Source organism: Larkinella sp. C7 (assembly GCF_006149005.1).
Classification (GTDB): Bacteria; Bacteroidota; Bacteroidia; order Cytophagales; family Spirosomataceae; genus Larkinella.
Genome location: NZ_VBSL01000006.1, coordinates 253,792 through 268,503 on the forward strand (window position 1 = coordinate 253,792; position 14,712 = coordinate 268,503).

The window sequence follows — 14,712 nt, forward strand, 5'->3', positions numbered from 1 at the left end:
TTGGTGTAATTTGGAATCGAAGGTACGCGCTGTGTCAGCAATTTTACGAAGTTAACTCTATTGTTAACAAAAACTTAACACGAAATGGTGTTACCCCGCACAATACAAAGTAATTAAAAAATGGGCGGGTAAGTACACGGTCAAACCGGAAGGGATTCTTTGGTTCTTCCGTTTAAAACGACTAAAATAGTGATACATTTAGCGTGATAAATCGCTGAAAAGAAATGAAATAACCGATCATTATCAGACCGCAGCCCCATGATTAAAAAAGCCGTATTGATCGTTGCCCTGCTTACCGTTCATCTGACTCCGGTTTTTTCGCAAAACCGGACACCTGTGCTCCGGCAGGATGTGCCGCTGGATTCCATTCGCCTGAGCGACCCGTTTATTCTGGCGGATAAAAACACATCGACGTACTACATGACCGGTACGGGGGGCATGCTGTGGAAAAGCAAAGACCTGAAAAAATGGACCGGCCCTTTCAAAGTAACCCGGACGGACCCTGCCTCCTGGATGGGGCCGAACCCGATGATCTGGGCGGCCGAACTCCATCAGTACAAAGACAAATACTACTATTTTGCCACCTTCACCAACCGGGCGGTGAAAATCGATACGGTCGGCGAGAATATCATCGAGCGTCGTGCCAGTCATGTTCTGGTGAGCGATCAACCGGAAGGGCCTTACGTTCCGATGAAAGATCCAACCTATCTGCCTGCCGACAAGCCAACGTTGGATGGCACCTTGTGGGTGGAGAAGGACGGAAAACCGTATATGGTTTATTGTTATGAATGGCTGCAAAACCTGAATGGGACCATTGAAAAAATCGAACTGAAACCGGATTTAAGCGGGTCGATTGGCGAAGGAAAGCTGCTGTTTCGGGCCAGCGAAAGCCCCTGGAGTCGTGAGAATGGCGGAACCGGCCCCAACAAAGTGACGGACGGGCCGTATCTATTCCGTACCGGAACCGGCAGGCTGGCCATGCTGTGGACGAGTTGGATCGGGGATGTCTATACACAAGGCATTGCCTATTCGAAAAGCGGCACGCTGGATGGTCCCTGGCTTCACGAAAAAGAGCCCATCACCCCACCCAATTACGGTCACGGCATGTTGTTTCGGACCCTGAATGGCAACTGGTTGATGTCGCTTCACAGTCATAAAAGCACTAACGGTCGTACGCACCGGGTTCCGCATTTGTTCGAAGTAGACTTTTCGGGCGATAAACTGGTGGTCGGGAAGCCGTATTTGCCTTAGGGATGCGCTGGCATTTCCCCGTTTTTGGGAAGACCATAAGGCAAACCCTTTTTTGCCTTATGGTCGGCTATTACCCTTGATATTTGATTTGGGCGATATCCTGCACCCGGAAAGAATCGTTTACCGATTCAGGGCATTCATAAATCGTTCCGGGTAGCGGGTACCTGAAACGATTCCGGCTGGCATGATCGCTTCAATGCTCTGCAAGTCTTCCCGGTTGAGTTGCACGTTTTCAGAGGCTATGTTTGCTTCCAGATAGTTGATCCGTTTGGTACCGGGGATGGTAATGATATCGTCACCCTGAGCCAGCACCCAGGCAATGGCTAACTGAGTGGGCGTACAGCCTTTTTCAGTGGCCAGCATTTTAATCTGTTCAACTAGCGCCAGGTTTTTGTAAAAATTCTCACCCTGGTAGCGGGGCATGTTGACCCGACTGTCCTTGAGATCATTGGGCGTTCTAATTTCCCCGCTTAGAAAGCCCCGGCTTAACGGGGCGTAGGCAACCAGCCCGATCCCCAATTTTCGAATGGTTGGCAGCACTTCGGCTTCTATATCGCGGCTCCAAAGCGAGTACTCGATCTGTAAGGCGGTGATGGGATGTACGGCAGCGGCCTTACGGATCGAATCGGGCGATGCTTCCGAGAGGCCGATGTAACGAATCACCCCTTTTTGGACTAAGTCAGCCAGGGCACCGACCGTTTCCTCGATCGGAACCGTTGGATCTACCCGTCCCTGGGTGTAGAGATCGATGTAATCGGTTTTGAGACGGCGGAGACTGTAAAACACCGCGTTGCGAAGGTAATCAGGGTGGCCGCAGACCGGACCAGGTGTCATCGATCCGTCAGGTCCAGGAGTAACCAACTGCCCCGTTTTTACCGATAGAAAAGCTTTTTCCCTTTTGTCTTTGATGGCCTGGGAAATGAGTTCCTCGTTGTGGCCCAGGCGGTAGTAATCGGCCGTATCCAAAAAGTTATGGCCCAGTTCGAGGGCTCTTTCGATGGTAGCGATCGATTCTTTTTCGTCGCTTGGTCCGTAAGCACCCGACATGCCCATACAGCCTAAACCGATTGCCGACACCAGCGGGCCATTTATTCCTAATCTTCTGTTCATCATTTTGCTTGTTAGTACGAGAACAAAGGTCTGGAGAACAGCAGGGAATGAACTGGACAAAACGGATTAGTTCCCGGACAAATCCTGAACGAAGGTGGCGATGGTTTGGCCCGTTACTTTTTTGAACAGACGGGAAAAGTAGTCAGGATCGTTGAAACCCAGGTCGTAGGCCAATTCCTTGATGGAACTTTCTGAATAGTATAGACGACGTTTAGCTTCTAAAATCAGGCGGTTGGTGATGAACGCTTTGGGAGAAAGCCCGGAATAGTGCTTCACAATGGTATATAAACGGTTGGTGTTGAGGGCGAGTTTTTGGGCAATCGCCTGGATGGAGGTATGATCGGTCAGGTTGTCTTCGACGAAGCGTTTGAAACGGATGTAGTTGGAAAGGTTGTCGTCGGCGGGACTTTTGTCGACAGAAAAATAAGCCCTATTGATTTCGGTTAACAGGCTATTGAGATGGGCCAAAATGAGATCAGGATCGGTGTCTATGGTACTTAATACGTTGAGCAGTATTTCAAAGATCGCTTTTAAGCGGGCAGCCGCTGGTGCGGTAAACTGTATTTTTTGCTGGTTGAACGGGTTGACCAGGAAGGGATAGTGTTTGGGTAAAAGAGAAAGACAGTTTTCATCAAAACCCAGCTTGAAATAATCAGTACCTTCTTTGGTAGCTGGCAGTCGATGGATTTGGTGAGGCAGGATAAAAAGGAGCTCATTGGCTTTGATCTCGAACTGCTGGAGATCGACGCCGTGTTGGGTGTGGCCTGCCAGCATGAAGAGAAAAAAATAGTGTGGTTTGCGGTGTGTAAGACCGTATCGTTGGGCGATGTCTGGAGGGAGATGACCGAATGTAGGCGAAATAATGCGGATGGCGAGTTTGTTATTTTGTCTATTGATTGTAAGAAGTGATTCAACGTTTTGCATACGATAAAAGTAAAGAAAATAAGTAACCACTCTCCTTTCACGAGACGACGACAAGAGGTTCAACATCACTTCCTCCGAATCAAATACATCCTTCCCCGTTCATTCGTCATCACCAGATCCGTGTTGTTCACAAACATCAGTCCTTCGGTTTGCCCCCTCGGAATCCGCAGGCAGCGCGTCGGGTGTTGAAAATCGATGCGGTTATTTTTCTGCTCAAACAGGAAAATCTTGCCGTAGGTCAACACCGCCAGCGTTTGGCCGTCGGGGCTGAGGGCGGCATCGGTCACCATGCTTTTCAGGAAAATGCTGTCGGCAGGAACCAGAGCGTGGTTCCCGCCCTGGGCGGGCATCCCGTAGAGATTGACGAGCCGCCGGGGCTCCGACCGGTTTTTTGAGATGAGAAACAGACTGTCTTTGGCGGCAAAAAGGGCCTCGCTGTCGAAATTACGCGTATCTTTCGACGCCGGAAACGATTTCTGCCGGGCGTAGTGAAACGGAATGGCCTGAAAATCGTTAGGTTGTTTGGGATCGACCCGGTAAATGCGGAGATCCGTTCGGGCGTTGGCATTATTGCCGATGTCGCCGATAAACACCGCCGTGGTGTCCTGGCTCGCCAGGGCTTCCCAGTCCCGGTTTTTCAGCATCGGCAGGGGCAGCGAATCGACGAGCGAACCGTCGCGGGCCACTTCGTAGAGTGTGGGTCGGCCCCCGCTGTCGTTGTGCGTCCAGAATGTGTTGCGACCGGCCCGATACGACAGCCCCGAACTTTCGTTGACCACCGGTGCCAGCCGCCCGACCCGTGAAACCGCATACTGAGCCCGCCCGCTGCGAAAACCGCTGCGTTTGTTCTCCGGGTGGCAGGAGCAAAGGGCTACTTTGAGCGAAAATAAAAAAAGAAGAAAAGAGGTCATAGTTCGAATACCGCACCTAAAATATGGAAAACAAATTACCTGAAGTCAATTTACCGTCGTACGTCCGGTTTGCCTGCATCATGATTGTGCTGACGATTCTGGTCTACTGGCTGTCGGCCATGCAGGAACTGATCGTACCGCTGGTTTTTTCGATTCTGTTCGCCATGATCCTGTATCCGATCAACCACCGGCTCGAACGCTGGCGGGTGCCGCGCGTACCGGCCATTCTGGTATGCCTGGTGATCATGATCGGCTTTTTTTACCTGCTCTTTTACCTCATTTCCCTGCAAATTTCCAGTTTTACCAGTGAGGCTCCTAAATTGCTCGAACGGGGCAATCAAATTCTGGACAGATTGCAGACGTTTGGGGAAGACCGGTTTCACATCGAACGTTCAAGAATGGTGGCCGAGGCCCGGAGTTACGTCAACAACCTGATTCGCGAAAGCGGGTCTTTTCTGACGTCCACCTTGCTGGCTACCACCAACACGCTGTCGACCATCTCGATTGTGCCGCTGTATATCTTCTTTCTGATGCTGTACCGCGACTTCTTCCGCTCGTTTTTTTACAAAGTATTCAAGAGTACGAAGCGGGCCAAGATCGACATCGTTTTTGGCCGGATCTACACCGTTGTCAAGGATTATCTGGTTGGGTTGGTGCTTGTCATCATCATTGTGGGCGTGCTGAACACGGTCGGTCTGCTGATTCTGGGCATCGATTACGCCGTCTTTTTCGGTTTTCTGGGCGCGTTCATGATCCTGATTCCGTACATCGGCATTCTGATCGGGTCACTGCTGCCAGCCCTGTTCACCTTGCTGACCCACGACAATCCGCTGGTCGCCCTGGGCGTCATCGGCGTGTTTTCGTTCGTCCAGATTCTGGAAGGCAATTTCATTACGCCCTACATCGTGGGTTCCAAGGTCAGCATCAACCCGCTGGCGGCCATTATCGTCCTGTTACTCTGGGGGCAGTTGTGGGGCGTGACCGGCCTGATTCTGGCGCTACCCATGACGGCCATTCTTAAAGTTGTTTTCGATGCCGTCGAACCGCTCAAACCGTACGGTTTCCTGCTGGGTGAAGCCGAACGTCCGAAAAAACCAATGAATGTCAAGGAGTTGACGGATAAACTGCCGAAAAAAGTCAAGGATTTGGTGGATTAAAATTTCAACGGGTCCAGATTCTTGAAATGGCCGTTCATCTTGATGCGGTCTTTGGTGCGTTCCATTTCCGAAACCACCGGCAACACCCGGTCGAGGTGGCGGATCAGAAACCGCTGGCGTTCGTTTTCGTGGTCGATCGTCAGCAGCTCGTATTCTTCCTCAACCGACAAACCGATTTTGTGTGCCACCCGAAACGACAGGAGGGGCGTTTCTTCGTCAATTTCGGATTTGATCTGCAGCAGCCGGTACAGCCGGGTCAGTTTGACAATCAGTTCGTCCAGGTGGTCGCCCATTTCGGGTTCAACTTCCACCACCTGCACGGTGCCGCCCGCGTAGAGTTTTCCCGGCGACGGATTTTCGAAATGGGCAACCCGAAAAATCCGGACCCCCTTCGATTTGATGTCCATCCGCCCGTCGTCATACCGTTTGTGTAGGGTAGTAACGCTCATTTCGGTGCCATAGCCGGGCAGTTTGTTGTTGATAAACGCCGGAATGCCAAAGGTTTGGCCTTTTTCCAGGCACTCTGCGATCAACTGCCGGTAGCGTTCTTCAAAAATGTGCAGATTGAGATCTTCGTTGGGATACACAACCAGATTCAGCGGGAAGAGAGGCAAATAAATTTCCATACTATAAGTCTTTTTCCACCGTCACCCCCACGCTGTAAATCTCCGGCAGGGGGTTCTGGCGCATGTATTGCCGCAAGCGGATCGTGTATTTTCCACTCCGCGGAAAGCGGTATTTTTTCATCATGCTGATCCGGTGGTCGAACAGATCGCCCAGACCGTCGCCGTACGGTTTTCCGGTTTTCGGGTCGAGGAGCGTCAGTTCGTCCTGTTTCGACTCCAGCATTTTTCCGGTTCCGTCCAGCAAATAACGACGGATGTACAGGTTGTAGTACGGATACGAAACACTGTTCCGAATGTTGTAATAAACGGAATAGGTGACCGTCGTGTCGGCAATTTCGAACGTAAACTCCGGCGTATTTTTGATGTACCAGGTGCCGTCTTCGATGTCATCGATTCCTTTATAAACCGCCTTCTCGTCGCAACCCGCCAGCAACAGCCACAACCCGGCCAGTAATCCTATCGGTAATTTCTTCATGGAGCGTAAGCTGTCTTTACACAAAACTACGACCCTCCCGCGTAGATTCAAATTAAGGCCGTGGCCGGGGGCAGAATAAAAAACTACGAAAATAGTTTGCAAGCTACCTAAACCGTTCTATATTCGTCATTATGGAGTCAGGACCTTATAAATGGTCACCGGTTTTTGTCCGGACAGAACTTTGTTAACCTAAAATAAGCGCGATGGAAAAGTTAACTGCCAAAGAAGAAGAGATCATGCAGGTTTTGTGGAAAGTCGAGCAGTCGTTTGTAAAAGACATGCTGGCCTATTTCACCGACCCGCCCCTGCATTACAACACCGTTTCGACCATTATCCGGAATCTGGAGGAAAAAGGGTATGTCGGCCATCAGGCGTATGGCAATACCCACGAATACTATCCGATTATCAGCAAGGAAGACTACCAAAACCGCTTTGTGCTGAAGAAAGTCGTGTCGGATTATTTCGATGATTCCTACAAAAACCTGGTGAGCTACTTTGCCAAAAAGGATAAAATTTCGGTGGACGAATTGAAAGAAATCATCACGATGATCGAGAAGGGGCAGTAGCCATGAGCCTGTTGATTTACCTCCTGCAAGCGGGTCTGATTCTGGCGGTGCTGACGCTCTGCTACCGGCTGTTGCTTCGCCGGGCCACCTGGTTTGGCCTGAACCGGTATTTGCTCGGGCTGAACGTGGCGCTGGCGTTGGTGCTGCCACTGGTCGAGTTGCCCGACTTTCGGCCCGCACCCGTCCGGAATCTGGTGCAGCAAACCGTTCCGAACCTGCGGGTGCCGGACTGGAGAGGCCTGGACTGGTCGCGGCTGAAACCGGCCCAACCCACTCCCCAATTTCAAAAACCGCCCGCCCAGATGCCGGATGTCTTGCCGGAAATCCAGCCGGAGGAATCGACTTTCAACGGGCAAAAACTGGCGTTGTGGGTGTATCTGGCAGGGGTAATCTTTCTGGCCGGGCGGCTGCTGGTGCAGCTTTTGTCGCTGGCGCGGCTGATCGCGCGCTCGGAGCGGTCGTGGGAGGACGATGTCTGGCTGGTGGTCAACGCGGAGGTCGATGCTCCTTTTTCCTTTTTTCGCTGGGTTATTCTGAATCCGGAACTGTATGAACAGGACGAATTCGACCAGATTCTGCTGCACGAGCGGGTGCATTGCCGGCAGTGGCACAGCCTGGATATGCTGCTGGCCGAATGGCTGCGGGTCTTTTTCTGGTTCAACCCGTTCGCTTGGTGGCACCAGCGGCTCGTGCAGGAAAACCTGGAATATCTGGTGGACCGGGAAGTGCTGGACGAAGGCATCGAGAAGAAAAAATACCAGTATTACCTGCTGAAAGCCAGCCTCTCGGGCGAAACGCCGGTTCCCGTTCGACCGGCGACCAATTCATTCAATCAGCCGCAGCTTAAAAGCCGGATTTCGATGATGAACCGGCCCCGGTCGAACCGGGGGTGGCAAACGTACCTGCTTTTTAGTGTTAGTATTGTCCTCTCGTGTTCGGCCTTTACCACGCCCAAAACCGTTTCCCGGTATGTGGTCGACAACCGGTTTGGCGTGTTCGGGTTGATTACGGCGGTTACCTCTTTGCAGGATCTGGACGTGATGCAGGCGGTTTTTGCGGAACGGGGCATCACGATGCGTTACCAGGCCGACGTCAATCGTTCCGGCCAGATCGATCACATTTCGGTGGAAGTAAAAAACGGCAAACAGGTCGTTGCCCGGACGCTCAATCAAATACCGCCCTTTGTGATCACCGCGATTCAACCCGACCCGTCGAAGCCCTTTGTGGTGCAGACTACCCGGCGGGTGATGCAGTTGCCCGACACCTTGTTTTCGATTTGGGAACACGAAAAACCGGTGGTGGTGCTCAACGGCCGGGTGCTGAACCTGCGGCCGGGTCAGCCGTTTGGCTTTGGCTCCGTGTCCGACTACAAACGCACGGTGCTGACGGCGCAGGAAGCCATGAAGCGGTTTGGCAAAACCGGGCGCTACGGGGCCACGATGATCGACGGAAAAATTCTGGATGCGGTTTTTTCGGCCAATCCGGAGGTGATGGCGATGGGCCGCCAGCTTCTGTACAAGAAAACGCTCTCGCCGGAACAACTCACCCAGTTTACCTTTCTGATCGATGGCAAGCGGGGTTCGTACCAGGCGTTTCGGGAACTGGCTGCCGACGACAAGATTTCGGTAGCGGTTTTCGACAAAGGATCGGCGGGAATGGTCAAGCCGATGTTCACGACCAAGGGCCTTGTGGTGGTTACAACCAAGCGCCAGTTGCTGGCGGATTAAACGGTTTTTCTGAACCCGCGTATGAAAACGAATGGTATTTTTCGGCAGCACCCGGAGCAGTTCCGCTTCGTCAACCAATTCGGCCCCCGGTTTTTGAAAAACCGCATTCAGATGATGAATCAGGCATCCCAATCCGGGTGGTCGTGGCTGGTCTATCTGGTGTTGTTTACGGTTACCGGACTGGTGACGACGATGGCTGCGGTAGAGAAGCCGAAAAAAACGTCATCGGTGGTGGTAAAGAAAAAACCGGTGGTGATCGCGAAGCCAAAACCCGTTTTTTCTGCGGTTGTTGATCAGGCTGATTCGCCCACGGAATCCGATTTGAAAATCGTTCCGAAACCAGTGGAAGAGTTGGTCGAAAAATCCGTGGCAATTCCCGATTCGGCCCAGGCTATTGATAAAATACCGGTGGTGAATACGGAAAAACAAAGCCGGTATGTTGTTCGGGAAGGGAAGTTGCTGTACTGGGTGATTACGCCCAAAATGTCGTTCAAAGATCTTTCGGAATTGAAACAAACGATTGAAGAACAATCCCGGTTTACCTTCGATTTTACGCATGTCAAATTTGATCCGTTTCAGGTCTATATCAATGACATTGGCGTAAAAGTTCATAAACAGAATGGTAGTTCCGGTTCAACGTCCAATGGGGATGAGACTGGCGAACCGATCAAGTCGATTGGCGGCTATCTGGCCGAGAGCGGTTCGCTGGGCATGGGCATGGCCAGTTCTGGAATGCCGGATGTATTGTCCCAGGTCGTGAAAGAAGACGAAGCGTCCGTTGCGGGCCTGGTGACCGAAAGCCGAATGGCTTATTTGATCCAGAAAAATCAGAAATTTATGGCGGGCAGTCGTTCAGCCGTGAAAGGGGAGTGGCTGCGCGCAAATCCGGGTCGAAGAAACGAGAATCTGGGTGTCTTTGTCAATGCAAATGGTCAGCTTCAGCTATATCACTCGGAAAATGTTTCGGTGTTCATCGATGGGAAGGAAGTGAGTGCCGACCAGATAGCGATGTTCGATCCGAATCAGCTTCATACGGTCATTACCAACGATGTTCGGGATGAATCCGCCGGACCGGGCCGGAAAAAGCGGTATGTCCAGCTTTTCCTCAGCCAATAGTGTTTGATGGGAACACGGATTAGGCGGACGGAACGGATCAAAAAACTGATTATAATCAGTGTAAATCCGTTCTATCCGTTTAATCCGTGTTCCCATTCTTTATACAACGTAACTTTACTTCCCCTGAAAATGAAACAATTTCTGTTATCGCTGAGCCTGTTGCTGGTAATCGTGCCGTCAGCCATGGGCCAGAAAACCGGCGCGGCTACCGAATGGAAAACCGCTACCAGCAACGGCTATACGTATCGCTACGTGACCAACGACCCAATGCAAACCCGGTTTTATACCCTCAAAAACCAATTGACGGTTATCCTGAGTGTCAATAAAAAAGAACCGCGCATCTTCTCGTTTATGCCAACGCGGGCGGGCTCCAATACCGATCCGCGAAACAATACCGGGCTGGCGCATTACCTCGAACACATGCTGTTCAAAGGCACCGACCGCTACGGCAGTCTGGATTGGGCGAAGGAAAAACCACTGCTCGATCAGATCGATGCGCTGTATGAACGCTACAACCAAACGACGGATACCGTTCAACGGAAAGCCATTTACCGGGAAATTGACCAGAAATCGGGTGAGGCTGCGAAGTTTGCCATTGCCAACGAGTACGATAAGATGATTGCCAACATGGGCGCGCAGAATTCCAACGCGTTCACCAGTTATGAGGTCACCTGCTACCTCGAAGACATTCCCGCTAACGCCATCGACCGCTACCTGACGTTGCAGGCCGAGCGGTTCCGTAATCCGGTCCTGCGCATTTTCCACACCGAACTGGAAGCGGTGTACGAAGAAAAAAACCGGAGTCTCGACAACGATCCCTGGAAAGTGGAAGAAACCCTGATGGCGGCCTTGTTTCCGGTTCATAACTACGGCCAGCAAACCACCATCGGGACCGTCGAACACCTCAAGAATCCGTCGCTGCTCGAAATCCGGAAGTATTTCAACAACTACTACGTACCCAACAACATGGCCATCATTATGGCGGGGGATTTGAACCCGGATGAGGTCATCAAAAAAATTGACGAGAAGTTCAGCTACTGGAAACCGAAAGAAGTAAAGCTCTACAATCCGGCCCCCGAAGCCCCGCTGACCCGGATTCAAACCCGGGAAGTGTTTGGCCCCACGCCCGACAACGTCCGGATCGGCTACCGCCTGCCGGGTGTGCTCGACGTGCGATCATCGCTGCTGGCGACGCTGGCCGATGAGGTGATGTCGAACTCGGCGGCTGGGCTGATTGACCTCAACCTCAACAAACAGCAGAAGATTCTGGGTGGTGGCTCGACCATCGAAAAACTGAAGGATTATTCCGTCTGGACGATGTCGGGCCGACCCAAACAGGGGCAGACGCTCGAAGAAGTGAAAGATCTGCTGATCGGGCAGGTGGAGAAACTGAAGCGCGGGGAGTTCGATGAGAAAATCCTGCGGGCCATCGTCAACAATTACAAACTGAACGCCATCCGCGGCCTGGAAAACAACTACAGCCGGGTGGCTCCGATGCTGGATGCGTTCGTCAATGACAAAGGCGAAAGCTGGGTCGACTACACCCGTCGCCTGGACGAGATGAGCAAAATCACGAAGAAAGACGTGGTAGCCTTTGCCAATCAGTGGTTTAAGGACAATTATGTGGTGGTTTACAAACGGAAAGGGGAGGACAAGAGCATTCAGAAAGTAGAAAAACCGGCCATTACGCCCGTTGCGACCAACACCGACAAGCAGTCGCCGTTTCTGCAAACCGTCAACGACCTGCCGATGGCCCCGATCAAACCGGTGTGGCTTGATTACAAGAAAGACGTGAAACGCGGCAAAGCCGGGATGGCGGACGTGCTGTATGCGGCCAACGTGGAAAACGAGATTTTCCGGCTGGGCTACCGGCTGAAAATGGGCACCTACCACAGCAAACTCCTGGGTCTGGCAACGCAATACCTGGCTTTCCTGAGCACGCCGAATTTGAGTGCCGAGCAGGTGAGCACCGAGTTCTACAGCCTGGCCTGTAGCTACTCCATTCAGCCCGGCAACGAATACACCACCATCCGGTTGAGTGGCTTGCAGGAAAATTTCGAACCGGCGGTGAAACTGCTCGAAACGTTGCTGAGGACCTGTAAACCGGATGAAAAAGCGTTGGAAGAACTCAAAGGGCGGGTGTTGAAACAACGCTCCGACGCCAAACTCAGCAAAGAGACGATCATGCAGGGATTGATGCAATACGCGCAGTACGGTCCCCAAAACCCGTTTAACAACCAGTTGACCAACGACGAGTTGCAAAAAGTGACGGCTGCGGAGTTGGTCGCCTTTCTGCATAATCTGGTCAATCTGCCGCATCAGATCATTTATTACGGTCCGAAACCGCTGGCGGTTTTTGAAAAGCAGATCGTAAGCCTGCACAAATTGCCCGCGACGTTTGCCGCCCTTCCCACGAAGCGGGCTTTCAAGCAGGTTGCGCAGAATGAAAACCAGGTTTTGTTTGCGGATTACGACATGGTACAGTCCGAAATCTCGTGGGTGCGCAACACCCGGGCCTACGATCCGGCCCAAACCCCGGTTGTCGAGTTTTTCAACAACTATTTCGGGGGCGGCATGGCCTCGGTGGTGTTCCAGACGCTCCGCGAATCGAAAGCGCTGGCGTATTCGACGTATGCCTATTACGACACGCCCGCCAAAAAAGACGAGCAGTATACGCTGATCGGTTACATCGGTAGTCAGGCGGATAAACTGCCCGAAGCCGTTGCCGGGATGAATGAGTTGCTGAACGCCCTGCCCGAATCGCCGGTGGCCCTGGATGCGGCCCGGAAAGGGATGAAAAAGGGCTATGAGACCGAGCGGGTTTTGCAGGACGCCGTGATTTACAGCTACCTGGCCGCTGAAGAAAAAGGCCTGGACTACGACGAACGCCAGAAGATTTACGATGCCCTCGACCAGTTGAGCTATACCGACCTGAAGAAATTCAGTGACGAGCACCTGGCCAACAAACCGTATACCTATTGCATTGTGGCCTCGGAAAAACGGGTAAACGCCGATCAGCTAAGCCAGTATGGCAACGTAAAAAAGGTGTCGCTGGAGGAGATTTTCGGGTATTGAACCCGCTAAAGGACGCTTGTTGATTGAAACCAAATCACTATCTTTACTCATGTCAGCAATGAGACGATCTTCCTGATAAAGAGCTGATCATGAAGCATAAACGCCCATATCGCTACCGGTTCACGAACCAGTTTGAGTACGCCGGATTGAAAAACCGCATTCAGATGATGAACCAGGCCCGTTCTGACGAAGCCTGGTGGCGGTATGCGCTCCTTTGGGTCGCAACGGTGCTGGTGGTGATGGCGTGCCAGAATGAGCAGACCACCAGCGAAGTGAACGTGACCCATCGTCCCGATTTTCCGTTGATCAACCCGACCCGCCTGCTGGTGACCAAACTGGAAGACGGTCCGCTCTGGGGACGGTCGCTGACGTACTACCAGCGGAAAAGCAAGCTCAAAACCGCAACGGTTCTCCAATTCAATGCCCCGTTTATTATCAACCTGAAAGACAACGTTTTGACGCTGGCGGAAAACTACAAAGCCCAGGCGCTGGTGTACATCAATGGTAAACAGGCGTCGGCGGCTCTGCTGGCGAAGCTGAAAATCGATTACATCGAGGAGCTTTTCGTGCTGCACCAGTTTGACGGCATCGACAATCCGGATCCCAATCCGTATCGTATATTGATTCAAATCAGCAAGCATTCCATTCCGATGGGGCCGGAGCGGCAGCAGTTGGTCGCGATGCTGAAGGCTGCGGGGATGTCGGATCATCCGCTGGGTGCTTCGCACACGTATACGATGAATAAACTGCTGGAAGCCACTTTTTTCGGGTATAAGGACGTATTCGTGAAACGGACGAAAAACCAGCACCTGAAAATTCAGGAGGAGTTTATCAGCGACATCGACGTCTTCATCAACGGCATTCCGGTTGATCCGAAAGAGGTGGAAACCGTGCATGTCCGCGAAGTAGACCGGCTGTACACCCACGAACGGCCCTTTACAGACTGGATGCGGACTGAAAAACGCCAAAGCCGGTATGCACTTCTTATCAAAACCGCGCCCAAACGGGCCAAACGCGACAGCAGTTATTACGTCTTTAGTCCGTTTTATTCCGGTGACTTTTAACGTTTTACGATGCTGCGTGACGCTGTTGTTTCTTTTTCTCCTTCTGGCCTGCGCCCAACCCGGTGCCGAAGACGACCTTATGACAACCCAACCCGGCGCGTCGACTGACGCCAATTACCTCGCCCTCGGCGATTCCTACACCATTGGCGAGAGTGTGCCGGTTGCCGACCGCTGGAGCGTTTTGCTGGCCGGTTTGCTGCGTAAAGACGGGGTAACCATCACCGATCCCGATATCATTGCCCGGACCGGCTGGACCACCAGCGAGCTAAGCGACGCCATCAAACAGAGCGGAAACCAGAAAACGTACCAACTGGTGTCGCTCCTGATTGGGGTCAACAACCAATACCGGGGGCAGGACGTCGAACGATACCGCACGGAATTTCGGGCTTTGCTGCAAACCGCTACTCGCTTTGCCGCGGGGAAACCGGGGCGGGTTTTTGTGTTGTCTATTCCCGATTGGGGCGTAACGCCCTATGCCGCCGGTTCAGGCCGGGATCGGCAGCAGATTGCGAAAGAGATTGACGCCTTTAATGCCGTGGCGCAGGATGAATGCAAAAAAGCCGGTATTACGTACGTCGATATTACGCCAACGTCGCGCATGGCGGCCGGAGATCCGTCACAAATTGCCGAAGACGGGCTGCATTTTTCGGGGAAACAATACCGCCAGTGGGCCGAAAAAGCCTTGCCGGTGGTGAAGAAATTGCTGTAGG

At 52.3% G+C, this 14,712-nt stretch carries 13 protein-coding genes; 8 read left to right on the forward strand and 5 right to left on the reverse strand.

The annotated features are described in order from the left end of the window. Positions 1–258 precede the first annotated feature (258 nt). Positions 259–1,251, forward strand: coding sequence for a glycoside hydrolase family 43 protein (locus FH871_RS17300; RefSeq protein ID WP_138992669.1), 993 nt, complete (start codon positions 259–261; stop codon positions 1,249–1,251). A gap of 120 nt (positions 1,252–1,371) precedes the next feature. Here the strand turns inward: FH871_RS17300 and FH871_RS17305 are convergent, their stop codons facing one another. From FH871_RS17305 to FH871_RS17315, 3 genes are all read right to left on the reverse strand, one after another. After that, positions 1,372–2,364, reverse strand: coding sequence for an aldo/keto reductase (locus tag FH871_RS17305; protein WP_138992670.1), 993 nt, complete (start codon positions 2,362–2,364; stop codon positions 1,372–1,374). A gap of 63 nt (positions 2,365–2,427) precedes the next feature. Then, the gene (locus tag FH871_RS17310; protein WP_138992671.1) at positions 2,428–3,285 is read right to left on the reverse strand and encodes an AraC family transcriptional regulator; all 858 of its coding nucleotides are present in this window, start codon (positions 3,283–3,285) and stop codon (positions 2,428–2,430) included. 65 nt (positions 3,286–3,350) lie between these two features. Then, positions 3,351–4,196: a hypothetical protein gene (locus tag FH871_RS17315; RefSeq protein ID WP_138992672.1), complete on the reverse strand. Its 846-nt coding sequence runs from the start codon at positions 4,194–4,196 to the stop codon at positions 3,351–3,353. 23 nt (positions 4,197–4,219) lie between these two features. Between FH871_RS17315 and FH871_RS17320 the strand changes: the two genes are divergently transcribed. After that, complete coding sequence (locus FH871_RS17320) at positions 4,220–5,353, forward strand: AI-2E family transporter (RefSeq protein WP_138992673.1); 1,134 nt, start codon at positions 4,220–4,222, stop codon at positions 5,351–5,353. Here the strand turns inward: FH871_RS17320 and FH871_RS17325 are convergent. Together FH871_RS17325 and FH871_RS17330 are read right to left on the reverse strand one after the other, a co-directional pair. Then, a complete protein-coding gene (locus FH871_RS17325; protein ID WP_138992674.1) occupies positions 5,350–5,979 on the reverse strand; it encodes an LON peptidase substrate-binding domain-containing protein in 630 nt (209 codons plus the stop codon). The two genes, FH871_RS17320 and FH871_RS17325, sit on opposite strands and share 4 nt — an antisense overlap. Position 5,980: 1 nt before the next feature. Further along, complete coding sequence (locus FH871_RS17330) at positions 5,981–6,454, reverse strand: gliding motility lipoprotein GldH (protein ID WP_114404571.1); 474 nt, start codon at positions 6,452–6,454, stop codon at positions 5,981–5,983. Positions 6,455–6,657: 203 nt separating this feature from the next. Between FH871_RS17330 and FH871_RS17335 the strand changes: the two genes are divergently transcribed. From FH871_RS17335 to FH871_RS17360, 6 genes are all read left to right on the forward strand, one after another. Then, a complete protein-coding gene (locus tag FH871_RS17335; RefSeq protein WP_114404570.1) occupies positions 6,658–7,020 on the forward strand; it encodes a BlaI/MecI/CopY family transcriptional regulator in 363 nt (120 codons plus the stop codon). 2 nt (positions 7,021–7,022) lie between these two features. Then, positions 7,023–8,747, forward strand: a complete 1,725-nt coding sequence (locus tag FH871_RS17340) for a M56 family metallopeptidase (protein ID WP_138992675.1) — start codon at positions 7,023–7,025, stop codon at positions 8,745–8,747. Positions 8,748–8,768: 21 nt separating this feature from the next. Further along, positions 8,769–9,863, forward strand: coding sequence for a hypothetical protein (locus FH871_RS17345; protein WP_138992676.1), 1,095 nt, complete (start codon positions 8,769–8,771; stop codon positions 9,861–9,863). 129 nt (positions 9,864–9,992) lie between these two features. Next, the gene (locus FH871_RS17350; protein ID WP_138992677.1) at positions 9,993–12,938 is read left to right on the forward strand and encodes a pitrilysin family protein; all 2,946 of its coding nucleotides are present in this window, start codon (positions 9,993–9,995) and stop codon (positions 12,936–12,938) included. Positions 12,939–13,027: 89 nt separating this feature from the next. Next, complete coding sequence (locus FH871_RS17355) at positions 13,028–14,002, forward strand: hypothetical protein (protein ID WP_138992678.1); 975 nt, start codon at positions 13,028–13,030, stop codon at positions 14,000–14,002. Positions 14,003–14,081: 79 nt separating this feature from the next. Continuing rightward, on the forward strand, positions 14,082–14,711 hold the full coding sequence (locus tag FH871_RS17360) for an SGNH/GDSL hydrolase family protein (protein WP_138992850.1): 630 nt from the start codon (positions 14,082–14,084) through the stop codon (positions 14,709–14,711). Position 14,712 lies beyond the last annotated feature (1 nt).

What these genes read in the sequence shown, in the direction of transcription:
- FH871_RS17300 (WP_138992669.1), top strand. Translation starts at nt 259, where the DNA reads ATGATTAAAAAAGCCGTATTGATCGTTGCCCTGCTTACCGTTCATCTG.
- FH871_RS17305 (WP_138992670.1), bottom strand. Translation starts at nt 2,364, where the DNA reads ATGATGAACAGAAGATTAGGAATAAATGGCCCGCTGGTGTCGGCAATC.
- FH871_RS17310 (WP_138992671.1), bottom strand. Translation starts at nt 3,285, where the DNA reads ATGCAAAACGTTGAATCACTTCTTACAATCAATAGACAAAATAACAAA.
- FH871_RS17315 (WP_138992672.1), bottom strand. Translation starts at nt 4,196, where the DNA reads ATGACCTCTTTTCTTCTTTTTTTATTTTCGCTCAAAGTAGCCCTTTGC.
- FH871_RS17320 (WP_138992673.1), top strand. Translation starts at nt 4,220, where the DNA reads ATGGAAAACAAATTACCTGAAGTCAATTTACCGTCGTACGTCCGGTTT.
- FH871_RS17325 (WP_138992674.1), bottom strand. Translation starts at nt 5,979, where the DNA reads ATGGAAATTTATTTGCCTCTCTTCCCGCTGAATCTGGTTGTGTATCCC.
- FH871_RS17330 (WP_114404571.1), bottom strand. Translation starts at nt 6,454, where the DNA reads ATGAAGAAATTACCGATAGGATTACTGGCCGGGTTGTGGCTGTTGCTG.
- FH871_RS17335 (WP_114404570.1), top strand. Translation starts at nt 6,658, where the DNA reads ATGGAAAAGTTAACTGCCAAAGAAGAAGAGATCATGCAGGTTTTGTGG.
- FH871_RS17340 (WP_138992675.1), top strand. Translation starts at nt 7,023, where the DNA reads ATGAGCCTGTTGATTTACCTCCTGCAAGCGGGTCTGATTCTGGCGGTG.
- FH871_RS17345 (WP_138992676.1), top strand. Translation starts at nt 8,769, where the DNA reads ATGAAAACGAATGGTATTTTTCGGCAGCACCCGGAGCAGTTCCGCTTC.
- FH871_RS17350 (WP_138992677.1), top strand. Translation starts at nt 9,993, where the DNA reads ATGAAACAATTTCTGTTATCGCTGAGCCTGTTGCTGGTAATCGTGCCG.
- FH871_RS17355 (WP_138992678.1), top strand. Translation starts at nt 13,028, where the DNA reads ATGAAGCATAAACGCCCATATCGCTACCGGTTCACGAACCAGTTTGAG.
- FH871_RS17360 (WP_138992850.1), top strand. Translation starts at nt 14,082, where the DNA reads ATGACAACCCAACCCGGCGCGTCGACTGACGCCAATTACCTCGCCCTC.